The sequence below is a fragment of the Streptomyces sp. NPDC048291 genome (assembly GCF_043201715.1).
Classification (GTDB): Bacteria; Actinomycetota; Actinomycetes; order Streptomycetales; family Streptomycetaceae; genus Streptomyces.
The window spans coordinates 419,453-441,777 of the sequence record NZ_JBICZC010000006.1 but is presented as its reverse complement, the minus strand read 5'-3'; the positions used below and the strand labels follow the sequence as shown (position 1 = coordinate 441,777).

At 73.2% G+C, this 22,325-nt stretch carries 17 protein-coding genes; 5 read left to right on the top strand and 12 right to left on the bottom strand.

Annotation, left to right across the window (positions count from 1 at the left end; all coding sequences use genetic code 11):
- Nucleotides 1–5: 5 nt before the first annotated feature.
- From ACGF5O_RS18715 to ACGF5O_RS18695, 5 genes are all read right to left on the bottom strand, one after another.
- On the bottom strand, nt 6–449 hold the full coding sequence (locus tag ACGF5O_RS18715; protein ID WP_181806072.1) for a GPW/gp25 family protein: 444 nt from the start codon (nt 447–449) through the stop codon (nt 6–8).
- A 64-nt stretch (nt 450–513) separates the two neighbouring features.
- A complete protein-coding gene (locus ACGF5O_RS18710) occupies nt 514–2,424 on the bottom strand; it encodes a VgrG-related protein (RefSeq protein ID WP_393810949.1) in 1,911 nt (636 codons plus the stop codon).
- Complete coding sequence (locus ACGF5O_RS18705; protein WP_362580351.1) at nt 2,424–3,146, bottom strand: LysM peptidoglycan-binding domain-containing protein; 723 nt, start codon at nt 3,144–3,146, stop codon at nt 2,424–2,426. The genes ACGF5O_RS18710 and ACGF5O_RS18705 overlap by 1 nt, the downstream gene beginning before the upstream one ends.
- Nucleotides 3,147–3,161: 15 nt before the next feature.
- Entirely contained in the window at nt 3,162–3,584 is a 423-nt protein-coding gene (locus tag ACGF5O_RS18700) for a phage tail protein (RefSeq protein WP_089100302.1), read from the bottom strand.
- 89 nt (nt 3,585–3,673) lie between these two features.
- Nucleotides 3,674–4,516 carry a hypothetical protein gene (locus tag ACGF5O_RS18695; RefSeq protein WP_393810948.1) on the bottom strand — a complete coding sequence of 281 codons (843 nt, stop codon included), beginning with the start codon at nt 4,514–4,516 and terminating at the stop codon, nt 3,674–3,676.
- Nucleotides 4,517–5,483: 967 nt separating this feature from the next.
- Here ACGF5O_RS18695 and ACGF5O_RS18690 point away from each other — a divergent pair.
- Entirely contained in the window at nt 5,484–7,127 is a 1,644-nt protein-coding gene (locus tag ACGF5O_RS18690) for a hypothetical protein (RefSeq protein ID WP_393810947.1), read from the top strand.
- A gap of 107 nt (nt 7,128–7,234) precedes the next feature.
- On the opposite strand, the gene ACGF5O_RS18685 is transcribed toward ACGF5O_RS18690, so the two are convergent.
- The 4 genes from ACGF5O_RS18685 to ACGF5O_RS18670 form a co-directional block, all read right to left on the bottom strand.
- Nucleotides 7,235–7,405, bottom strand: coding sequence for a DUF6760 family protein (locus ACGF5O_RS18685; protein WP_181808453.1), 171 nt, complete (start codon nt 7,403–7,405; stop codon nt 7,235–7,237).
- On the bottom strand, nt 7,402–7,872 hold the full coding sequence (locus ACGF5O_RS18680) for a hypothetical protein (RefSeq protein ID WP_351494135.1): 471 nt from the start codon (nt 7,870–7,872) through the stop codon (nt 7,402–7,404). The genes ACGF5O_RS18685 and ACGF5O_RS18680 overlap by 4 nt, the downstream gene beginning before the upstream one ends.
- Nucleotides 7,872–8,315: a phage tail protein gene (locus tag ACGF5O_RS18675; RefSeq protein ID WP_189262970.1), complete on the bottom strand. Its 444-nt coding sequence runs from the start codon at nt 8,313–8,315 to the stop codon at nt 7,872–7,874. Before ACGF5O_RS18675 ends, ACGF5O_RS18680 begins: the two co-directional genes overlap by 1 nt.
- A 63-nt stretch (nt 8,316–8,378) precedes the next feature.
- Nucleotides 8,379–9,962, bottom strand: coding sequence for a phage tail sheath subtilisin-like domain-containing protein (locus tag ACGF5O_RS18670; RefSeq protein WP_393810946.1), 1,584 nt, complete (start codon nt 9,960–9,962; stop codon nt 8,379–8,381).
- A gap of 385 nt (nt 9,963–10,347) precedes the next feature.
- Between ACGF5O_RS18670 and ACGF5O_RS18665 the strand changes: the two genes are divergently transcribed.
- The 3 genes from ACGF5O_RS18665 (at nt 10,348) to ACGF5O_RS18655 (ending at nt 15,599) form a co-directional block, all read left to right on the top strand.
- Entirely contained in the window at nt 10,348–12,561 is a 2,214-nt protein-coding gene (locus tag ACGF5O_RS18665; protein ID WP_393810945.1) for a DUF4157 domain-containing protein, read from the top strand.
- Nucleotides 12,562–12,711: 150 nt separating this feature from the next.
- Complete coding sequence (locus ACGF5O_RS18660) at nt 12,712–14,160, top strand: hydrolase (RefSeq protein ID WP_393810944.1); 1,449 nt, start codon at nt 12,712–12,714, stop codon at nt 14,158–14,160.
- Nucleotides 14,157–15,599 carry an RICIN domain-containing protein gene (locus tag ACGF5O_RS18655; RefSeq protein WP_393810943.1) on the top strand — a complete coding sequence of 481 codons (1,443 nt, stop codon included), beginning with the start codon at nt 14,157–14,159 and terminating at the stop codon, nt 15,597–15,599. The genes ACGF5O_RS18660 and ACGF5O_RS18655 overlap by 4 nt, the downstream gene beginning before the upstream one ends.
- A 143-nt stretch (nt 15,600–15,742) precedes the next feature.
- Here the strand turns inward: ACGF5O_RS18655 and ACGF5O_RS18650 are convergent, their stop codons facing one another.
- From ACGF5O_RS18650 to ACGF5O_RS18640, 3 genes are all read right to left on the bottom strand, one after another.
- On the bottom strand, nt 15,743–17,710 hold the full coding sequence (locus tag ACGF5O_RS18650; RefSeq protein WP_393810942.1) for an ATP-binding protein: 1,968 nt from the start codon (nt 17,708–17,710) through the stop codon (nt 15,743–15,745).
- The gene (locus ACGF5O_RS18645; RefSeq protein WP_393810941.1) at nt 17,707–18,366 is read right to left on the bottom strand and encodes a DUF4255 domain-containing protein; all 660 of its coding nucleotides are present in this window, start codon (nt 18,364–18,366) and stop codon (nt 17,707–17,709) included. Before ACGF5O_RS18645 ends, ACGF5O_RS18650 begins: the two co-directional genes overlap by 4 nt.
- A gap of 135 nt (nt 18,367–18,501) precedes the next feature.
- Entirely contained in the window at nt 18,502–19,152 is a 651-nt protein-coding gene (locus ACGF5O_RS18640; protein ID WP_352356733.1) for a response regulator transcription factor, read from the bottom strand.
- A gap of 439 nt (nt 19,153–19,591) precedes the next feature.
- On the opposite strand from ACGF5O_RS18640, the gene ACGF5O_RS18635 reads away from it, so the two are divergent.
- Nucleotides 19,592–22,324, top strand: a complete 2,733-nt coding sequence (locus tag ACGF5O_RS18635) for a LuxR C-terminal-related transcriptional regulator (protein WP_393810940.1) — start codon at nt 19,592–19,594, stop codon at nt 22,322–22,324.
- Nucleotide 22,325: the final 1 nt, after the last annotated feature.

The window sequence follows — 22,325 nt, the reverse complement described above, 5'->3', positions numbered from 1 at the left end:
CGGGATCAGCGGTCGCTTTCGGAGGAGTCCGGGGAGGCGGGGGGCAGGTCCGGCTCGTCGTGGGAGGGGATGACGTAGAAGGGGAAGACCAGGCTGCGCGGGTTGTTGGTGCCGCGGATCGAGTAGCGGACGTCGATCATCAGCACGCTCGGGTCGGCGCCGGTGGTGACCTCGACGTCCTCGACCTCGATCCGCGGCTCCCAGCGGTCGAGGCTGGCGTGCACCTCGTGCTGGATGCGGCCGGCGGTCTGCTCGTTGACGGGGGCGAAGACCAGGTCGTGGATGGCGCAGCCGAACTCCGGCCGCATCGGGCGTTCGCCCGGGGCCGTGGAGAGGATGAGCCGGATGGCCTCCTCGACCTCCTTCTCGCCGCTGACCAGGGCGATGCCGCCGGTGGGCCCGATCCGCAACGGGAACGACCAGCCGGAGCCGACGAACTGCTCTGCCATCAGCCCCGCACCCGCCTCTCGGGGAAGCCCCGCCGGCCGCTCGTGCCGGGATCGCCGTGCCCGCTCATGCCGGGATCACCATCACCGTCAGGCCGCCCATCATCAGGTTGCCCAGCACCGGTACCTCGGGGGCCTGGATCGCCACGGTGGCCAGCGAACTGATCGCGACGGCCGCGTTGCCGCGCAGCGACAGGGCGGCGTTCGCCATCAGGCTCACGGCGGCGGCGTTCACCGAGACCGCGCCCGCGGGCGCCTTGATGTCGACGAGTTCCGCGCTCTGCAGGGACAGCGGCCCCCCGCTCCTGATACTGAGCGCGCCCCCCGCCTTCAGGGACAGGTTGGCGCCCGCCTCGACCGACACCGACCTGCTGCCCTTGATGGAGACACTGCCCTTGCTGTCCACGGTGATCTCGGTCTGCTGCCGGTCCAGGAAGACGGTGAGTTTGTCGTCGCCGCTGGCCAGCCGGACGCCCTGTTTGCGGCCCCGCTGGTCGAGCAGGTCCATGCGGTTGCCGACCCGGTCGGAGATCGTGTGCCGGGTGGCCCGGCCGCGCATGCCGTCGTGCAGCGGCACGTCCTTGACCCGGGTCGGCTTGTCCTTGCCGTTGTAGAGGCCGCCGATGACGTACGCGTGGTCGAGGGCGCCCCGGTCGAAGGCGACGAGCACCTCGTCCCCGACGTCCATCGGGAAGACCCCGCCGCCGCGCACCCCGCCCCACTGCATGGTCCGGGTCCAGTCGCTGACGTAGGTGTCGTCCAGCCACGGGAACTTGAGCTTCACCCGGCCCTGCTGGAGGGGGTCCTGCACATCGGTGACGAGGGCCTGCGCCACGCTGAGCTGCCGGTCGCCGCCCGCGTCCCCGCCACCGCCGGAGGCGACGCCGTAGAGCGAGCGCCACTGACGGCCGCTGACCGTCACCCAGGTCTCGTAGTGCTTGGCGTCGCCGAAGACGTGCCGTACCGAGGTGACCGTGTACTTGCCCTCGAAGGGGTCCCCGACGTCCGCGAGCGCCACCGGAACCCCCGGCCGCAGCTTCGGGTTGCCGCGCACGACGACCTCCACCTCGGCGAACGTCGACGTGACGTCGTCGGAGAGGGCGTCGGCCGCGAACTTCACCTCGTTCTGCTTGTCGTACGGCGTACGCGTCTCGACCAGCTTCGACGTCTTGAACTCGCCGGCCGCCGCGCCCGGGGTGGTGCCGATGCTGTAGCCGGTGTTGCTCGCGGGGGTCGCGGTCGCCGTGAGCGTCTTCTTCGTCCGTACGTCCCAGCCCCGCGACTCGACCTTGTTAACCTGGTCGGAGGCGGTGACCGCGGTGCGCAGCCGCAGGATGTCGTGCCGGGCCTCCAGCACGAACGGGCTCTTGTCGCCGTCGGTCTGCGGCGAGGGCGCCCCGGAGGCGCTCTTCTGCTGCACGAACTGGAACTTGCCGTCGGCGTCCACCGACATGACCATCTCGTTCTCGTCGGCGAGGCGGGCCAGGAAGTCCCAGTCGGTGACGTTCGACTGGCTGATGAACTCGTAGACGGTCTTGGTGGCCTGGATCCGCCCGATCGGCACGCCGTCCTGCGCGGCCAGCTTGCGGGCGATGTCGGAGGCGGTCTGGTTGCGGTAGGCGACGACGCGGCGCTGCCGCATCAGCCGGAACCCGTAGTCGTAGCCCCGGACCACCGCGTAGCTTCCGGTGCCGTCGTACTCGGCCTCCATCGCGGTGACCTCGCCGGTGAGCAGCGGGTCGCCGGTGCCCTGCCCGTCGGAGACCGGCGTGATCACCACCGGGGTGCCGAACTGCACGCCCAGCTTGCCCAGCAGTTTGCGGCCCGGGTCGCGGAAGGTCAGCTGGAAGGCGGCCGGCACTCCGACGCCCTGGTCCACGTGGGCGTCGACGAGATACCGCCCGTACTCCGAGGTCGCGGTCAGCTCCTTGCCGCCGATGACGACCTTGATGACGTTCGAGAAGGCGTGCTTCACCATCAGGACCGAACCTCCTCGGCGGCCGGCAGCACCAGTTCCGTCCCCGTGGGCAGCCACCCCGGGTCGTCGATGTCGTTGGCGTCCGCGATCGCCCGCCAGGCGGCCGCGTTGCCGTACTCCCGCCAGGCCAGCGACTGCAGCGAGTCCCCGGCCACGACCCGGTGCACGCGCTGCGCGGTGAGCGCGCCGGACGTCGGGTTCTGTCCCGCGGTCTTGCTCGGGATCTCGTGCAGCTGGAGCTGGCAGCTGGCCCGGATCGGCATCCCGCTCGTCCCGAACAGGGAGTAGGAGACGTCCGCCGAGGCGACGTACGCCGTGAAGTTGGCCGTCGAGAACGAACCCCACTGGAAGACCACCCAGGGCGGCGACGGCTGCTTGGCGGCGATGCTCTTGCTGGTGACCTCGCAGCAGGCCAGCAGCGACTCCACCTTCTTCATCACGTCGTTGCTGTCCGGGTCGTCGGACCGGTCCAGGAAGATCTCCACGCTCATCTGGCGCGGATGGGTGCCGAGGAACTCCGGCAGCGCGCCGTCCCGTTCGATCGGCGCCGCCGACGACTTCCAGTCCGCGCGGCGGCCGATCGACAGCTGCGCCGGGTTGAACTCGAAGCCGAACGTCTTGATGATGCCGCCCGGGCTGGTGCTGGTGCCCACGGGCGGCTCGTGAATCGCGAGGGTGGCCCGCACGAGGCTCTTGCCGGCGCCCCGGCTGCTCCTGGCCATGATCTGGTCTGCCTCTCAGTCCGTGAATCCGTGGTGGGCGATCTCCAGGACCTCCGTGGCCACGGACGGGCTGCCCGCGTCCAGGGAGGGCCCCTGCCAGCTCACCGGCAGTACGTCGAGCAGCCCCCAGCGGGCCACCTCCGAGCCGTCCGCGCGCAGCGCCGTGATCTGCCCGGTGGGCCGCTCGATCCCCGTCTGCACCGACGAGATCCACTTCGCGACCTTCGAGGTGTCCGGGGTGAGCGGGCGGGTCAGCCGGATGTGGGAGAAGGTGACCCGGGTCGGCAGCTGCCACACGAACCCGTTGTTCCCGCCCTCCTGCCGCTGCTCGATCTCGACCTGCGACGACAGCCCCTCGCACCCGTTGAAGTAACCGAGGTCCTCACCGTCGATGGAGAGGCTGAACCAGACTGTGGTTCCCGGGTCCTGGCGATCCATCGGGAGGCCTTTCTGTGGCGTGGTGCGCGGTCGTCGTGATCAGGGGCGGTCAGGGCCGGTCAGCCATCGTCGGGGGCCGTCGGGAGCCGTCAGGGCCGGAAGTCGCGGAGCTTGCCGACGCGTTCGCGGTCGCGGCGGAGTTCGGTGCGGACGTGCCGGGTGATCCGGTCGATGATCCGGTGCACGAGGGCGTCCACCTGGAACTCGGTGAGGGCCCGCGGATCGAACCCGCCGCCCTCGATCGCCGTGTAACCGGGCGGCGGATCGTCGGCGCCCGAGGCGGCGGCGGAGTACCCGGGCGGCGGCGGGTCGTTGGAGGGCGGGGGCTGCCTGGACGTCTGGGTCCGGGGCGCCACGGCAGGCGTGCTGTGGGTGACCGGCGCCTTTTTCAGCGAGGTCGTGGGGTGGTGGCCGCCGGGCGAGATGGTGCTGAGAGCGTCCCGCTGGACGGTGACGCGGCCGAGGGGGGCGACGGGGAGGGGCTCGGTGGCGGAGATCGGCGCGGTCGGGCGCAACGGGACCGGTTGCGCGGGCGTGGCCGGGGTGGTGCCGGCCGGCTTGACCGGCAGCGCGGCGGCCGGAGTCGCGGCCCGCTGCACGAAGAGGGGCAGGGGGGCCGCCGGTCCGGCGGGGGGCCGGGTGGTCGTGGGGAACGGCGACCGGGCCTGGCGCTGCACGGCCGCCGGACCGCCTCCGGGGCCCGCCGCGACGGGCGGGGCGGAGGAGGCGGGGCCGACGCTCCGCTGGACGAAGGGGGGAAAGACGGTGGGCGGTGCGGCCGTCGCCGACGCGCCCGCCGTGGCGGCGGGGCCGGGAGGAGTCGGTGGGGGTGGAGTCGCGGGGCCGGTGGGGGCGGGCGCGGCAGGCTGGGCACGCCCGGCCGTCGTCGTGGGCAGGCCCGGCGCCGAGGCCCGCTGTACCGGCCGGGGCACTGCGGTCACCGGACGGGAAAAGGCGGCCGGCCGGTCCACCGGAGAACCACTCGCCGAAGCACTTGAGGAACCGGGCGAAGAGCCGGGCGAGGCACCCGGCGAGGCACCGGCCGAAGAACCGAGCGAAAAACCAGGCAAGGAACCGGACGGAGAACCCGGCAACGAACCGGCCGAAGAACCGGGCGAGGAACCAGCCGAAGAACCCGGCGACGAACCAGCAGCGGGACCAGCAGCGGGACCAGCCGAAGACTCAGCCGAAGAGCCGGTCGACGAACCGCTCGACGCCTGTTGCCGCTGCACGGACGGCGGAGCCGACCTGTGGCCGACGGCCCTCGCGGCAGCCGCACTCGCGACCGGGCCCGCGACGGGGGCGCCGAGGCCGAGGCGGGGCGCGCGGGGAGGCGTCGTACCGGCAGCACGCTGTACGGAGGCGGAGGCGGAAGGGGAAGCGGGAGCCGGCGCCGGAGCGGACCCGGCAGCAGGTGCGGGTCCCTGTGCACGCGGACCAGGCGGGGTCTGCGCATCCGGCACGGAGGAGGAAGCCTGCGGGCCCTGGGTCACCCGTCGCTGTACGGGCAGCTCACGGCCGCCGCTCCCGGCCGCGGTCGGAAGCGGAGCGCCGAGGCCGGGGCGCGGGGCGTCCGCGGTCGTCGCGGCACGCTGCACGGGAGCCGGTGCGGAAGCGGGCGCTGGAGTCGGCGTGGCCGCCGCCGTCGAGGTACCGGCCGTGGTGTCCCGAGCGGGCCGGCACGGTGGCATCGGCGAGGCAGCAGGTACGGTTCCCCGCCCTGCCGGACGGGGTGCTTCCGGTACGGCGTCGGTTGCGCCGGCGCCCTCCCTCGTCATGCGCTGCACAGACGCCGCGCGGCCACCGCTCGCGGCCGGGGACGCCGAAGACCGCGCGCTCCGCGGAAGGTCCGAGGCGGGTGGGGCAGGGGGCGTCGCCCTCACCGTGGGTGAAGCAGCCGTGGCGGATTCGGTGCCGGCGGTCGCCGGGCCGGTGCCGGGCGTCGGTGCCGAACTCGCCGCTGGAGCACCGCTGTCCGGTGACGGCGGCGTGGGGCGGACGGCCGGGCCCGTGACGCCGGTGCGCTGCACGGCCGGCACACCGGGGCCGCCGGGCGAGGGCTTCGGAACCGCCCCCGACTCGTCGGGCACGCCCGGCGGGACCGGGGTACGGACGCCGCTCACCGCCTGCCGTTGCACCGGGGTCGGCGCCCCGGCGCCGGACACGGCGGAAGGCCCGCCGTCACCCGGGGGCGTTGCGGGTGACGGCGGGGTGGCGGCAGGGACGGAAGGGGGTGTCGGCGTGGGCGACGCAGGGGCGGTACGAGCCGTAGCCCCAGGCGGCACGGGTGCCGAGGCGGCCGTACCACCGCCACCTGCGGAGGCCGCCCTGGCCGGAGTCGGACCCGGACTCGGAGCCGTCGTGCTCGGCCGGACGGTCGCCGGTCCGGCGCCGGACGCGGACCGCTGCACGGGGGCCGGTGCCGGCGCCCGTCCGGGGGCAGCGGCTCGCGGGGCACCGGCGGATGAGGTACGGCCGTCACCGCGCGGGCGCGACCAGCCTCCGCTCACCCGCACCGGATCCCCGCCGCCGCCCTCGGCCGCCCGCTGTACGGAGACGCCGTCCGCCGCCGTTTCGCCGCCCGCTCGGTCACCCTCGCCCGGCGTCGGTACCGCGCTCTCGCCGGCCGTCACCCGTGGCGCCGACGGCAGCGTACGCCGCTGCACAGCCGTCACCGCCGGGCTCGCCTGCGCCGTCGTCAGCGCGCTGCGGCGCGGCGGGACGGGCGGTGCGGGCACGACGCGCGGACCCGTGGCCGGAGCCGACGCGACCGGAGTCGACTGCGGAGCCCACGCGACCGGCACCGCCGTCGGAACGACGGGAGAAGCCGCGGATGAAGTAAAGGAAGTAAAGGAAGTAGAGGAAGTAGAGGAAGAGGAGGAAGAGGAGGAAGAGGAGGAAGAGGCGGCGGCCGTCGGCGTGGCCGACCGCTGGACGGCAGGCATGGCCCGCTGCCCCGCCCCCGCAGCCGCCCCCGAAGCCGCCGGTCCCGGCGCGCTGTTGCCGTTCCGTACGGGTCCCGGTGTCGCCCCGGTCCGCTGCACGACCGCACCACCACCGTGCCGCCCCGCCAACGGCACCCGCTGCACCGCCGGCGCCACCGAACCGGCGGAACCGGCGGAACCGGCGGAAGCGGAGGAAGCGGAGGAACCGGCCGAGCCGGAAGCCCCCGCGGCCCCCGCCGAACCACCGCCCACCGCCCGCAGCGGCACCACCGGAACCGACGTCCTCCGGCCGGCCGCCGTGGGCCCCACCGGTCCCGCCGCTCCCGTCGGCCCTGCCAACGGCAGCCCCTGCACCGGACGTTCGAGGCCGGACACGGCCCCCGCGCCCGTGGTTCCCGCGAGGCCGCCACCGGCGAGACCGGCGCTGGCCCGGCCGTCCAGGACGGCGTGCGAGCGCGTGCCCATGAACGACGGGTTCTGCCAGGTCGGCAGCCGGCCGCCGAACCCGGCGTCCGCGACCGGCCCGCCCGTCCCCAGCGCACGCTGGATCGGCGGCAGCCCGGACCAGGCCGCCGCCACCACGGGACGCGGCGCCTGAGCGGGAGCCTCAGGCCCGTTGCCCGGCCCGCTCCCGCTCCCGTTGCCGGAGTCCACGGCCTCGGGCCCTCGGCCGCGCCCCCGTACCCGATCCCACAGCCCCACCCGTCAGCCCTCCGCGCCTGCGGAGGCCGTCGCCCTGGTCACCAGAGACGCGATCTCCGCCGTGTAGCGGCGGCGGTCGGCGTGCTCCAGGTCCAGGATGTCCTCCAGGTTCCAGTGGAAGTGGTAGGCGACGTACGCGATCTCCTCGTGCAGCCGGTCGGTCGCGTACGTCACGATTCCCCCAGGCGGCTCCCGCCGAGTTCCACTTCGAAGGGCTCGGAGCAGTGCGGGCAGTTGACCGCGGCCCGGGTGTGCCCCTCGGCGTTGATCTGGCGGTAGAAGTCCTGGAGGAACGCCAGGTCGGAGGCGAACATGTTCTCCACGATCCCGTCGTGGACGAGCGGGAGCGTGCCGAGGCGGGTGATGACCCGGCCCAGCAGCACCACCGACAGGAACGCGGGGTTCTCCTGGACGCGGACGTCCCGCAGCGGGATCAGCTCGTCGCGCGCCGTCGACAGGCGCATCACGCCGTCGCGGTGGACGGTGCCCTGCTCGTCGACGTACCCGCGCGGGAGCTGGAACGGGAACTCCGTGCGCAGCACCTCGACGGGCGCCTCGGGTTGCTGAGGGGCCTGGGGCGCCGCCGCCTCCGGTGCGAGCGGCGCCCCCACACCCCCGGCCCTGACAGCCGAACGCCTCATTACTCGATGACCAGTTCTTCGAACGTGATGGTCACCGTCTCGGTCAGCGCGGCCGCCTCGCCCGCCTTCACCGTGCTGGTGTCGATCTTGCTGCACCAGGCGTTGCGCAGGTTGTAGCGCTTCACCGGGTTGTTCTCGAAGTCCATCATGATGATGGAGGCGTTCTTGCGGGCCGTGGCCATCTGGCCGTTGATCGACTCGTTGATCCACTGGGTGAACGACGAGGACTGGGTCATACCGCGGACGACCGTGCAGGTGCCGTTCTTCTTCACGCCCGGCAGGTTGCGGACGTGGTTCTTCCCGTCCGGCGTGTTCTGCTGGTAGGTGATGACGTCCTGCTCCATCGTCATGCCGCTGACCTCGGCGAGGTACTCGACCATCACGCCGTCGATCTGCAGGCCGAAATTGTGCGATGTGAGGGCGTCACCCGGCTGGAGACTCATGTGTTACTGCCCGTTCTTCTCAAGGTGCCGTGACATCAGGGGGGTTGGGGACCGAGGGGTCCGCTACTCCTGCAGCTCTCCGCTGCCGCTGCTGAACTGGGCCAGCCGGAAGATCACGAACTCGGCGGGCTTGACCGGCGCGATGCCGATCTCGCAGATCACGCGGCCGACGTCGACCGACTCCGGCGGGTTGGTCTCCTCGTCGCACTTGACGTAGTACGCCTCCTCGGGCCGCTGCCCGAACAGGGCGCCGCTGCGCCACTCGTTGACCAGGAACGCGGAGATGTTGCGCCGGATCCGGGCCCAGAGGTTGTGGTCGTTGGGCTCGAAGACCACCCACTGGGTGCCGATCAGGATCGACTCCTCCAGGTAGTTGAAGTACCGGCGGATGTTCAGGTAGCGCCAGGCCGGGTCGGAGGAGAGCGTGCGCGCGCCCCAGATGCGGATGCCGCGGCCGGGGAAGGCGCGGATGCAGTTCACGCCGATCGGGTTGAGCAGGTCCTGCTCGCCGCGGGTGATCTGGAGCTCCAGGTCGACCGCGCCGCGGATGACCTCGTTGGCCGGGGCCTTGTGGACGCCGCGCTCGGCGTCGTTGCGGGCCCAGACGCCGGACACGTGGCCGGACGGCGGGATCAGCCGGGACTGGCCGGAGGACGGGTCGAAGGTCTTGATCCAGGGGTAGTACAGGGCCGCGTACTTGGAGTCGTACCCGGCCGTCTCCTGGCGCCAGACCCGGATCTGACGGGCGTTGAGGCCCGGCGGCGGGTCGATGACGGCGACCCGGTCGCCCATCAGCTCGCAGTGCGCGATCAGGCCGAGCTGGACGGCCTTGACGGCCTCCAGGTCGATCGCGCCGCGCTGGTAGGCGGCCATCAGGTCGGGGACGGCGACCATGGACACCTCGTCGACGGCCTCCAGGCCGCCGAAGCCGGTGCGGTCGGCCGAGTCGCCGAGGTAGTCGGCGGGGCCGGGGTGCGAGCCGGCGCCCGCGACGGGGGACGCGGACGCCGGCGTCTGGGTCGGGGCCACGAGGGCCACCGTCTGGTTCTCCGGACGGGCCAGCTGCGCGGCGGGCGCGGCCTCGGTCACGGTGATGAGCTTGGAACGCTCCTTGACCTGGGTGACCACGTAGTTGCGGCCGCCCTTCTTCGCGGTCACGTCGAAGGTCTCGGCGGCCTTGCCGCCGTCCTTGACGACCAGCTTGAAGCGTTCGGCGGGGCCCTCGCCGTCCGGGTCGGCGACCTCGACGCTCAGGTCGCCGGAGGCGATGGCGCTGACGGTGAAGGTGCCGAGCTGCTTGGCCTCACCGGACGGCAGGGCGGCCGGGGCGGCCGAACTCCCGACGGCGGCGGGTACGCCCGCGGTGCCCTCGGCGTCCTCCCTGCTGCCGCCGACACGGACCACGTAGGCCGCCGTGCCGCCGTTGTTGAAGAAGCCGTAGACGGAGTGCGCGAGGTAGTACCCGTCGGTGAACTCACCGAAGGACGCGACGTACTGCGTCCAGTTGGTCACCAGCGTCGGCTCGTTCAGCGGACCGGTCGGGGCCAGGCCCACGAAGGCCGCCACCGACGTGCCCACACCCTCGATGGGGCGCGAGCCGCTGGCAACCTCCTCGACGTAGACGCCGGGCGACAGGTAGGACGGCATGCTCTGCTCTCCTCGGGGTACGAGACAGGAACGCTTCCCACCCTCACGCGCGAAGCACGCTTCCGAAACGTCCATGGGGCTCAGAGCGGGGGCACCGATATTGCCCCGGACAGTGCCCGTTGGGGCATCCGGGGCCGACAGCCGCCGGACGTCCGCCGCGGTGTTCCCGATACGGCGGGTGTCGCGGGCATTGCCGGTGCGACACGGGTCGACGACATTTACCACACCCGGCGGCGGACACGCCCGCCAACCGCCACAAGATCCACGGCCGGCGGGGTACGGCAGGGCCCGCTGCCCCCAAGACTGCCCCGACGGTCCTTGTCCGCCCGGCACCGCTGCCGTAGGGATGGATCGAGAAGCCGTCGCCGGAGGGTGGTCCTGGTCCATGTACATGCAGGAGGAGCCCGGCAAGGCCGAGCGGTCAGGGGCGGTCCGCGCCCCGAAGGCGCTGGGCGTCCCGACGGGCGCGGGCCCGGCGCCCGTGCCCACCACCGCGGCCGGACTGCCGGTCCTGCAGCGGCTGGCGGGCAACGCGGCGGTCTCCGCCACGATCGCCGCGCAGCGCCACCGGCACGACGCGGGCTGCGGCCATCTGCCGGTGCAGCGGGAGGCGGCCCAGGACCGGCACGAGCACGATCCGGGCTGCGGACACCTGCCCGTACAGCGCCGGGCCCTGGTCCACGACGTGATCAAGACCGCAGGCGAGAACCTGGAACCCGGGCTCCGGTCCGAGATGGAGGGCCGCTTCGGCGGCGCGGACTTCAGCGGCGTACGGGTCCACAAGGGCGCCGCGGCCAAGGCGGCGGCGCAGGAGCTGGGCGCCAGGGCGCTCACCACCGGCCGGAACATCGTCGTCGGCGACACCATGACCAAGAAGGACTGGGCGCACGAACTCACCCACGTCGAGGACCAGTTGGCCGGCCCGGTGCCCGGTACGGCCATCGGCGGCGAGGTGAGCCTGTCCAGCAAGGGCGACTCGGGCGAGCGGCACGCCGAGCAGAAGGCCGACCGGGTGATGAGCGGGCCCGCCCCGTCCCCGGTACAGCGGACGCAGGACGGCGCACAGCCCGGTCCGGCTGCCGGGCAGGCCGCCGACGGATCCGCCCCGATCCAGCGGCTGGTCGGTTTCGAGGCGGAACTGAGCGTGCCCAGCTACGAGGTGAAGCAGTCCAGCGCCGGCCTCAGGCCGATCGAGGGACGCCAGCCGCACCCCGCCCTGACGTCGTTCTTCTACGGCGGCGCCGGGTACGCCTCGGACATCGCGTCCGGCCAGCGCATGAACGTCGTCACCGACCACAACGTCCTCCAGCACCGCGGCCGGGACATCCACGAGGCGCTGAGCGATCTCACGACGCCCGACGGGAACTCCCTGGTGCCCGACGACGCCGAGTACGACCCCATCGGCAACATCGAGTACGTCACCGACGCCGTGGACGAGCTGGCACCGGGCTCTGACCACACGATCCTGGAGATGGCGCAGGAGATCGACGGGCACGTCGCCGGCATGTTCGCCCACGACCCGCGGTCCTTCGCCTCGTTCATCCCCGGCTCCGACGGCGAGTACGCCACCGGTATCCCGCTGCCGGAACTGCAGACGTGGCTCGGTCCGGAGCTGTTCAAGGACCGGGAGCTGCAGAAGGCGATCGCCGCCTTCCAGAAGGAGGCCAAGCACAGCCTGTACCTCCAGGCCACGGCAGGCATCCTGCCGTCCGGGCTGCCGCACCTCTACGAGGCCCAGCAGAAGGTCGAGTACCCGCCGGCCCCCAAGGGCAAGGAGCACACGCACGCGGCACTTCTGCACGCGACCACGGCCGTGGCGCAGGCCTCGCACAAGTTCCGGTCGTTCCTCGCCGGAGCCATGCCCCAGCTGGGCGAAATGGACCGGGAGGCGCTGACCGGTGCGCTGTCCCTGACCGCGTCCTACGCGATCGGCAGCGCGATGGTGATGACGGACGCGATCGGGGAGACGTCCACCGCGAAGAACGCCGTCTCGCACCTGGCCAAGCTGGGGGACCTGGCGCAGGTCAGGACGAAGGCGACCACGGACACGGTCCGGAACCTCAACTTCAGCCCCGAGGACCTCATGGGCCTCGCCGAGTTGCTGCACGAGCAGGTCGCGGAGACCAACGTCGGCTTCTGGCTGAACTTCCTCAAGCCGTACGGCAGGGGCGCCAACGCCGAGCGGACCCCGGCCTACGGTCCGCCCGAGGAGGCGGGCGGCGTGGCCTCCCCGTCCCAGAACCCGGTCCAGGCCACCTACATGCTGTTGAACAAGGTTCTCAACGGGGAGAACGCGGAGCTGTACGTCCTGTCGTCCGGGCGGCCGTTCAAGAAGCCCGACCCGGCGTCGCCGCACCTGTCCCGGGAGCACACGGGCGGACAGCAGGGCGTCCAGATGGAGTTCCGCTGGCTGCCGAAGCGCATCACCGAGGCGGGGCATCTCGCGGGCGCCTTCGCGTCGGTGGTCGAGGAGGTGCGCACGGCCAACCTCAAGGGTGCGCCCAAGGAGGTCGCCGACCGGATCCGGCAGGCCGCCGCGACCGGGCAGGCGGCGCCTGTCACGTCCTCCGGCGCAGGCGACCGCATGGAGCTGGACTGACCCGGCCGGGCCGGCGGTGCCGAGGACAGGCCATTCTGTCCGTACGGCCCCACCGGCCCGTCCCCGAGGGCAGCGGCACCGCCCTCGGCTCCGCCAACTCTGCCCCGGAGTCCGGTGATTTGCCGCTCCGCGGCCCACTAGCGTCTTGACGTGAGCCTCTGGACCTCCCTCGAACCCGCCTCCGCGACCGTGGACCCGGGCGCTTCGACCCGTGTACGCCTGCGGCTGCGCAACACCGGTGACGTCGTCGACGAGTACCGCTTCGAACCGGTGGGCCCCGTCGCGCCCTGGACGACCGTCGAGCCCGCCACGCTCCGGCTCTACCCGGGGACCACGGGCACGGTGGAGCTGACGTTCGCCCCGCCCCGCACCCCGGACGCGACGGCGGGACCGAACCCGTACGCGGTCCGCATCACGCCGACCGAGCACCCCGAGGCCGTCACCGTCCCCGAGGGCAACCTGACCATCACGCCCTTCACCGAGCTGCGCGCGGAGCTGGTCCCGCCGACGGTCAAGGGCCGCTTCCGGGGCCGCCCGAAGCTGGCCATCGACAACCTCGGCAACACGAAGCTGACCGCCTCGGTCAGCGGCAGCGACAACGGCGACCAGCTCGTCTACGACCTGCACCCCAGCAACGTCCAGATCGAACCCGGCCGCGCCGCCTTCGTGAACGCCACGCTGAAGCCGCGGCGGATCATCTGGTTCGGGCCCAAGGAGCAGCGGCCCTACCGGCTCAACGTGCAGCGGTCGGGGGTGCAGCCGGAGCCCGTCGACGGCACGTACATCCAGCGCGGCTTCCTGCCCCGCTGGCTGGCCACCCTGTTCGGCACCCTGCTGGCCCTCGCCGTCACCTTCGCCCTGATCTGGTTCAACTACAAGCCGAAGGTCGGCAGCCTCGCCCAGGAACAGCCGGTGGAAGCCGCGGTGGCCAGCATCGCGCCCAGCCCCTCGGTGACCCCGAGCCCGCCGCCGGCGCCGACCGAGACACCCTCGTCGGCGCCCCCGGCGGACACCGGGAACGGCAACGGAAACGGTGGTGGCGGCGGAGGAGGCGGGGGCGGCGGCGCGACGGCCACCGTGACCGCCAAGCCCAAGCAGGACACCGCGGCGACCGCCGTCAACCGCCTCGCCGCCGACGACCCGGCCGGGCGGCACATCTGCTACCGCTCCTACGTCCAGGGCACCGGCTGGCAGAAGCCCGTCTGCGACGGCACCATGTCCGGTACCGTCGGCAAGAACCTGCCGATCAAGGCCATCAACCTCGCGGTGTACGGCGTCCAGGGCTCCGCCGCCAACTGGTTCCACTACGACCCGAACTCGACCAACGGCCAGGGCACGTGGAGCCCGAACTGGACGGCGATCATCGCCGACGGCAAGGACAACTACATCGGCAGCACGAAGCCGGCCGACCCCTACATCGAGGGCTTCGCCTTCAACGTCGGCAGCGGCCAGGGCTGCAACTACGCGAAGGTCCGCGACCACGACTGGGGCGACCAGTGGTGCAAGGGTGCCCGCACTCCCAACAACGACCTCGACTTCGTCGGCACCCTCGACAACACGCTCTGGCTCGAGGCCTTCAAGCTGACGGTGACCCCGTGACCCTGTGGACCTCCCTGGAACCCGCCTCCGCGACCGTGGACCCGGGCGCCTCGACCCGGGTACGACTGCGGCTGCGCAACACCGGTGACGTCGTCGACGAGTACCGCTTCGAACCGGTGGGCCCCGTCGCGCCCTGGACGACCGTCGAGCCCGCCACGCTCCGGCTCTACCCGGGGACCACGGGCACGGTCGAGCTCACCTTCGCCCCGCCCCGCACCCCGGACGCGACCGCGGGACCCAACCCCTACGCCATCCGCATCACGCCCACCGAGCACCCCGAGGCCGTCACCGTCCCCGAGGGCAACCTCACGATCACGCCCTTCACCGAGGTCCGGGCCGAACTCGTGCCGCCGACGGTCAAGGGCCGCTTCCGGGGCCGCCCGAAGCTGGCGATCGACAACCTCGGCAACACGAAGCTGACCGCCTCGGTCAGCGGCAGCGACAACGGCGACCAGCTCGTCTACGACCTGCACCCCAGCAACGTCCAGATCGAACCCGGCCGCGCCGCCTTCGTCAAGGCGACCCTGAAGCCCCGGCGGATCATCTGGTTCGGGCCCAAGGAGCAGCGGCCGTACGCCCTCACCGTCCAGCGGTCGGGCGTCAATCCACAGCCTGTGGACGGCACCTACGTCCAGCGCGGCTTCCTGCCCCGCTGGCTGGCCACCCTCTTCGGCACCCTGCTGGCGCTCGCCCTCACCTTCGCCCTGATCTGGTTCAACTACAAACCGAAGGTCGGCAGCCTCGCCCAGGAGAAGGTCCAGGAGGCCGGGGTGAGCAGCATCGCCCCCAGCCCCACGGCCAGCGCACCCCTGGTGGCGGCGCCGGCGCCCTCGCCGACCCCGGTGGAACAGCAGCCCTCGAACGACGGCAACGAGTCGTCCGACACCCAGGCGGGCGGCGGCGGCCAGGCCCAGCCGACCCCGCAGGCCACGAAGAAGAAGACCCCGAAGCCGGTCGTCCCGGCGACGAACATCCTGCTCCGCAACACGACCACCAAGAAGTGCGCGGACATCCCCGGCTACGGCAACGGCACCAGCAACGGCCCGGTCCGCGAGTACACCTGCGACGAGACCACCGACGACAACCAGCTGTGGAACCTGGAGGTGCGGTACCCGAAGGGCGGCCCCGGCTCGGCCGCGCTCTTCCAGATCCGCAACGCCAAGGACCAGTTGTGCATGGACCTGCCCGACTACGGCTCGGCCAGGCTCTCCGCGCCGATCACCGAGTACAAGTGCGACGGCACCAAGGCCGACAACCAGCTGTGGTGGATCGACAAGCAGCCCAGCGGCGCCTACTGGATCCGCAACTTCGCCAGCAACAACCTCTGCCTCGACGTGGCGGGCTACAGCACCGGCGTCAACGACACCAACCTCACCCTGTACTACTGCTCCAACACGGACGACCAGGAGTGGCAGATCATCCACCCGTCGGGCGACTGATCACCCCGTCAGCGGTAGCGCCCCACAGGGGCGCGGGGCTGTATCGATATGCGGCTCCGCCACGTGGGCGCGACCAGCCACGACGGCGCGGCAGACAGACAACGACGCACCCCCCTTCCGGCGCTCCCGCGGAGCGGCAACGCTCACCCCCAGGTGCCCGGCACCAGCCGCCCCGCCTTGCGGTACTCCCGTCGCGCCCCTTCGAGGAGATCCGCCGCCCCCACAGCCCCGTCCCGGCCCGCCGCAAGATACGCCGCGGTCACCACCGCACTCCGGATGGACCCACCGGCGAGCTCGAACTCCGCCGCCAGCGACCGCAGTTCGATGCCCTCGGCGCTCGGCACGTGCACCAGGCCGTGCCGCCACAGCGCCAGCCGCTGCTCCTCGTCCGGGAACGGGAAGTCGATCACCAGGTCCAGGCGCCGGGTGAAGGCCTCGTCGATGTTGGCGCGCAGGTTGGTGGTGAGCAGCGCGATGCCGTCGAAGGCCTCCAGCCGCTGCAGGAGATAGGCCGACTCCAGGTTGGCGTACCGGTCGTGGGCGTCCTTGACCTCGGAGCGCTTGCCGAAGACCGCGTCGGCCTCGTCGAAGAGCAGCACGGCGTCGGTGCGGTCGGCCTCGGTGAAGATCCGTTCGAGGTTCTTCTCGGTCTCGCCGACGTACTTGTCGACGACGGACGACAACTGGACCACGTACAGGTCCAGTCCCAGCTCGGCGGCGACGACCTCCGCCGACAGGGTCTTGCCCGTACCCGACTCGCCGGCGAAGAGGCCGAGCACCCCCCGGCCCCGTCCGCCGCCCGCGCTCAGCCGCCAGTCGCCGAGCACCCGGTCGCGGTGGCGGGCGCGCAGCGCGAGTTCCCGCAGTTCGGTGAGGGGCCGGTCGGGCAGCACCAGGTCCCGCCAGTCGACCGCGGGCCGGATCCGGCGGGCGTGCTGTTCGAGGCCGGACGCGGACTGCTGGCGGGCGCCCAGCCGCAGGTGGGCGGCGGTCAGCGGGGTGCCGTCGAAGGCGGCGAGGTCCTGCGCGGCCCGGGCCGCCCGGGCGAGACGCTCGCCGCCGAGGTGGTACGGGGCGACGGTGGCGGCGAGGTCGAAGCCGGGGTCGGCGGGCAGCACGGCCGCCCAGGCCTCCAGGGCGGCGGCACGCCGGGAGGGCACCTCCAGGACGAGCGGGTCGCGGTGGTCGCACCACTGGGGGTCGTAGGGGCGGGAGGTCGTGACCAGCACGGTGACGTCCGCGGCGGCGCCGGCGCTCAGCGCGCCCAGGAAAGGGGCCGGCACGTCGCTGTCGACCAGGATCGCCCGCCCGCTCAGGCGGGCCTCCCGGAGCAGCTCCGGGATCCGCTCCTCGGGCCCGGTGTAGTGCAGCGCCGCCCGCCCCGCGAGCCGCAGCGCGGCCGTCGCACAGCCGAGGCCCTCGCCCTCCTGCCGCTCCCGCAGGAAGGCGAAGAGCGGCCCGGCGGCGATCCGCGCGGCCACCCGGCGGACGAACTCCGGGTCGGCGGGCTCGCTGCCGTACGACGGCTCCCGCAGGTGTCCGGTCAGCGCCGCGTCCGGGGTGTCGTCGCCGAGGAGGTGCGCCAGGACCCGGTCGGGGACGCGCAACGAGCGGCTGAGGAAGGGCCGTTCGGGTTCCTCGACGGTGAGCAGGCCGAGTGCGGCGAGCGGGGCGGTGGGGTGGAAGCGGGCGCGGGCCGCCGCGAGGTGCGCGGGGGCGCCGTACAGGTCGAGGGCGAGGCCGACGGTGGCGCGGCGGCGGCCGACGTCGTCGTTGAGGTAGCCGTACAGCTGCTCGAAGGTCCGGTCGATGTCCGGAGCGAGGGCGATCAGGAGCAGGGTGGTGTCGAGGGGGGTGAGGCGCAGGCGGGCCGCGAGGACGGCGAGCGGGTCGGCGAACCCGTCGGGCAGTGAGGGGAGTTCGGCCGGTTCCGGCTCGGGGCCCAGGAGGTGCCGTACCGCTTCCTCGGAGAGGTAGAGGCCGCGCAGCGGGTCGTCGGCGGTCGGGTCGTCGGCCGAGCGGTGGGCGACCAGGGCGGCGACCCGGTCGCGCAGCGCGGAGAGCCGGGTCAGGAGCGCGGCGGCCGGCTCCAGGGAGACGTCCAGGGTCACGCCCGGCCCCTCCGGGCCGCGGCGGCCTCGGCGACCTGGCCGGGCCGGTGGGCCCGCTCCTCGAGGACCGGCGCGGTATCGTCGAGCCCACTGCGCACGCGCACGGCGGCGCCCTCGGTGACCGGCGGTCCGGCGTCGTACTCGGGGTAGGCCGGGAAGGGCGCCGTGATCACCACGTCCAGGGACGGCTTGAGCTCGCCGCCGAGCGCCGACCAGATCTCGGCGAGGGAGCGGGCCTCGGTCTGGATGCCGGCGCACGACAGCGGGATCGTCAGACCCAGCGAGCCCAGCGAGCCCGGCAGTTCGGAGGGGTGGATCAGTTCCCGCGGGATCAGCGTCGCGAGCACCGCGCTGATCAGCCGGTGCTCGTCCTCGGGCCGCTTGGTCCACGCCGTCACCAGGTACGACAGCCGGAACCACCGGGGCGGCTGGCGGCGCTTGACCACGACGTCCCGCTGGTCCCGGATGTCGACGTGCCCGCGCTGACGCCGTTTCACGTCCTCGCGGATGTCGTACAGGTAGCTGTTGATCACGGGCCCGTTGCGGCGGGCCGCCCAGTCGCGGGTCGGCGCGTCGAAGGAGACCTCGATGCCGGAACCCTCCAGCGCTCCGCCGGTCAGCAGGTTCCGCAGCACCTGGTCCACCTCGTGGATCACGCCGTACTCACCACCCCATGGACCCGCGCGGCCCCCTCGGCATACACACCCATCCTGCCCTTCGCCCCGGCCGCGCCCGCAGGCACGGCCGGGCAGACCGGCCTGCCCCTGAGCCGGTGTCAGCTGCCCGATCGGTCAGATGTAGCCTTCCCGGAGAGCATGGGCGACGGCGTGGGCCCGGTTGCGCAGATGCAGTCGGGTGGTCAGCCCGTGCATCACGTTCTTGACGGTGCGCTCGGAGTAGGACAGCTTGCTGGCGATCTCACCGGTGTCGAGGCCCTCGGCGACCAGCCGCAGGACGTCCACCTCGCGGGCGGACAGCCCGGCTGCCGGGGCACCCGGACGGCCGGCGGCACTGCGGTGCAGCGTGCCGACCTGGTTGATGAGCCGGCCGAGCAGATCGGCGGGCAGGTCCCCGTCGCCCCGGGCGGCCGCGAGCACGGCCTGCACGAGCCGGAGTTCGGTGGCCTCGTGGCGCCATACGATGGCTCCGACCCCGCACTCGATCACATCGAGCAGCTCGGTCTCGCGCAGCGCCCCGACCACGAGTACGGCCCGCGCACCCTCGCTGCGCACCACCCGGCGCAGCCGGGTCAGTTCGGGTTCGTCGAGGCCGTCGCTGATGAGCAGCGCCACCGTGCCGGGCCCGGTCTCGGACTCCTCGCGTATCTCGACCTCCGGGTGGCGCCGCAACTGGCTGAGCGCGCCCTCGCGGGAGATCGGGTCCGGCGCGTACACCGCAACGGGAGTGCGGCCGACCGACGCGAATGAGCTGTTGCTGACCAACCGCTTCCCCTATGTCCACGTGCCCGTCGTCTCCGAGGGAACAGTGACGGGCGGTAGTACTCCAGCCTGGTGTGTCCAAAGGGGCAACGACAATCGTGGAGCACCACGAGAGGGACCACGAGATGTTTAGACGGCGGGTGGGGGTGTTTCGGGTTGTGGGCGCACTGCGGGTGCATGGTGGTTGGTCGCGCAGTTCCCCGCGCCCCCAAGAAGGTGGGTCCACTGGGCCCACCCGAAAAGGGGCGCGGGGAACTGCGCGACCAGCCACCACCGGCCCGCGGCTGCCCACGGCCCCAGGCACCCCACCCAGATGCACAGCCCCGTCTCAAATGTGCGGCCCCTGCAACAAACCCCCCGGCCACCCCCACCCCCCACAACCTCTCCCGCTCCCACCGCCTCTAACCCCCCGAACCCGTCAGCGCACCGCGAGGAGCCAGGCATGACCCAGCCGTCCCCTGAACTCGCCGCCGCCATGCACCTACTGGCCGAGGAAGCCGAGCGCACGCTGGCCGGCAGCGGCCGGCTCGTGCTTCTCCGGGGCGCCACCGGAACCGGACGCACCACCGTCCTGGAAGCCGCCGCCGAGCAGGCGAGCTCCCTCGGCCTGAAGGTGCTCCGCGCCCGCTGCTCGCCCGGCGACACCCCCATCTCCTTCGCGACCGTCCTGCAACTCCTCGGCCCGGTACCTGAGTTCGCCGACCTCGCGGTGGACGGGGACGAGCGGTCCACCGCCGCCGGGCTCTGGCGGGTGCTGCGCTCCTACGCCGACGCCGCACCGCTCCTCGTCGTCGTGGACGACGTCCACCTCGCCGACGCCCCCTCGCACCGCTGGCTCGTGGAGTCCGCCCGGCACATAGACCGCTTACCGATCCTCCTCGTCGTCAGCGAGCGCAGCCAGTACGACCTCGTCCCGCCCGTGCCCGGCTTCACCCACACCCTCCCGCCGGCGCTGGTCCGCACCCACACCCTCGCGCCCCTCGCCCCGACGGCCGCCGCCGCCCGGGTGCGCGCCGCGTTCCCCGACGCGTCCCGGTCCTGGGTCGACGCCTGTGTGCGGGCGGCGGCCGGCAGCCCGCTGCTGCTGGGCGCCCTCCTCGACGACCTCGGCGAGAGCCGGCACCCCGACGTGCCCGAGACGACGGCCGCCCTCTACCCGGGCGCCTACCCGGCCGCCGTCCAGTGGTGGCTGGACAGCGCCGGTCCCGCCACCACCGAGGTGGCCCGCGCCCTCGCCGTCCTGGAGGAGGACCCCGGTACCTCCCTGCCGGAGAACGAGGTCACCCCGCTCCTCGCCGAACTGGCCGACGCCGACCCGGTCCGGGTGGCCGGCTGGCTCACCGCCATGACCAACCTCGGCCTGCTCACCCTGGGCGCCGACGGCCGCCCGCACTTCCCGCACCCCCTGCTGCGCGACGCGGTCCTCGCCGGCGTGCCCGCCGCCCGGCGCCGCACCGCCCGCCGGGCGATCGCCGAGGCGATGCTGCGCCAGGACGCGCCCGCCGAGGCCGTGGCCCGCCAACTGCTCGCGACCGGAGCGGTGAACGCCCCCTGGGCACCGGCCCTGCTCCGGGACGCGGCCGCCACCGCCCTCTACGAGGACCGCGCCGAGGACGCCGTCGCCTATCTGCGCCGCGCCCTGGAGGAACCTCTCCCCGACGACCACCGGCAGCGGCTGCTGACCGAGCTGGGCTCACTGGAGTACGCGGCGCCCCGCTCCTCCGCCGCGATACCCCGGCTGGCCGAGGCGGTCCGGCTGCCCGCGGCCCCGCAGGACCGGGTGCGCGCGGCCGTCGCCCTCGGTACCGCGCTGACCGGCCGGGGCCGCACCCGCAAGGCCGTCGAGCTGCTCCGCTCCGTGAACGGCGAACTGGACGGCCATCCCGACCTGGTGCGCACCCTGCACACCGCCTCCGTGCTCCTGTCCGACCAGGACCAGGAGGTAAGGCAGGAGGTCTACGGGCGGCTCTCCGAGACCGCCGACCGCTCCCCGGAGCTGGTCGGCACGGCCGGCCAGGCCCTGCTGGTGCGGCACGCGGCCTCCGCGGGCCTGATCTCGGCCCGGGACGCGATGCGGCAGCTGCGCACCCTGCTCGCCGAACCCGCCGACCCGCTCACCGAGCCGTTCCTGGTCGGCACCGCGGCCACCGTCGCCCAGTGGGCCGACGAACTCGACGAGGCCGAACGGCTGGTGGACCGCGGCCTGGCCGGGCAGCGCCCCGACCTGCTGCACCCCATGCACCAGGCGCTGCTCAACAGCCGTACCGACATCGCGGCGGCCCGTGCCGACCACACCCGCCCGGCCGCCGTCCCCGACGCGGTCACGCCGTCCAACGCCCACGCGCAGGAGCTGATCGCGCTCGTGGAGACCGGCCGCGGCGAGCAGGCCGCCGCCCTGGTCGCCGGGATCGACCTGCGGGAGGCACCGGACTCCTGGGAGCTGAACCGGTTCCTGTACGCGCGGGGCGTGGTGCGGGCCGCCGCCGGTGACCCGGCCGCCGCGCTGCACGACTTCCTGGAGTGCGGGCGCCGCCAGACGGCCCGGGACGTGATCAGCCCGGTGGTCACCCCCTGGCGCACCGCCGCCGCCGAGTGCCGGCTGGCCCTGGACCGCCCGCTGGAGGCCATCGCCCTGGCCGAGGAGGAGTTGCGGCTGGCCCGGGTCTGGGGCACCCCGCGCACGGTCGGCCGGGCGCTGCGCGTCCTCGGTACCGCGACCGGGGGCCGCCGGGGCCTGGAGCTCACCGAGGAGGCGGTACGGCTGCTGCGGGACGGCGGCCCGGCCGGTACCGAGCCGGCGCTCGCCCTGATCGCGCTGGGCCGCCAGCTGACCGCCGGCGGTGAGGGGGCCCGTGCCCGCGACTGCCTTCGGGAGGCGGCCGAGCACGCCGAACGGCAGGGCGCGGTACGGCTGTCGGAACTGACCGAGGAGATCCTGCGCAAGGGCGGCGCCCGCTCCCCCAGGCGCCGTACCGGCGCCGCCTCGCTCACCGGCAGCGAGCGGCGGATCGCCGAACTCGCCGCCGAGGGGCGCACGAACGTGGAGATCGCGGCCCTCCTGCACCTGGCCCGCCGCACCGTGGAGACCCATCTCACGCACACCTACCGCAAGTTGGGCATCCGCCGCCGCGCGGACCTGCGTCCGGCCCTGGACCAGGCGACGCCCCGCCCCTAGG

Excerpts from the sequence above, each read along its gene's own strand:
- ACGF5O_RS18715 (WP_181806072.1), bottom strand. The coding sequence starts at position 449 with ATGGCAGAGCAGTTCGTCGGCTCCGGCTGGTCGTTCCCGTTGCGGATC.
- ACGF5O_RS18710 (WP_393810949.1), bottom strand. The coding sequence starts at position 2,424 with ATGGTGAAGCACGCCTTCTCGAACGTCATCAAGGTCGTCATCGGCGGC.
- ACGF5O_RS18705 (WP_362580351.1), bottom strand. The coding sequence starts at position 3,146 with ATGGCCAGGAGCAGCCGGGGCGCCGGCAAGAGCCTCGTGCGGGCCACC.
- ACGF5O_RS18700 (WP_089100302.1), bottom strand. The coding sequence starts at position 3,584 with ATGGATCGCCAGGACCCGGGAACCACAGTCTGGTTCAGCCTCTCCATC.
- ACGF5O_RS18680 (WP_351494135.1), bottom strand. The coding sequence starts at position 7,872 with ATGAGGCGTTCGGCTGTCAGGGCCGGGGGTGTGGGGGCGCCGCTCGCA.
- ACGF5O_RS18675 (WP_189262970.1), bottom strand. The coding sequence starts at position 8,315 with ATGAGTCTCCAGCCGGGTGACGCCCTCACATCGCACAATTTCGGCCTG.
- ACGF5O_RS18670 (WP_393810946.1), bottom strand. The coding sequence starts at position 9,962 with ATGCCGTCCTACCTGTCGCCCGGCGTCTACGTCGAGGAGGTTGCCAGC.
- ACGF5O_RS18665 (WP_393810945.1), top strand. The coding sequence starts at position 10,348 with ATGTACATGCAGGAGGAGCCCGGCAAGGCCGAGCGGTCAGGGGCGGTC.
- ACGF5O_RS18635 (WP_393810940.1), top strand. The coding sequence starts at position 19,592 with ATGACCCAGCCGTCCCCTGAACTCGCCGCCGCCATGCACCTACTGGCC.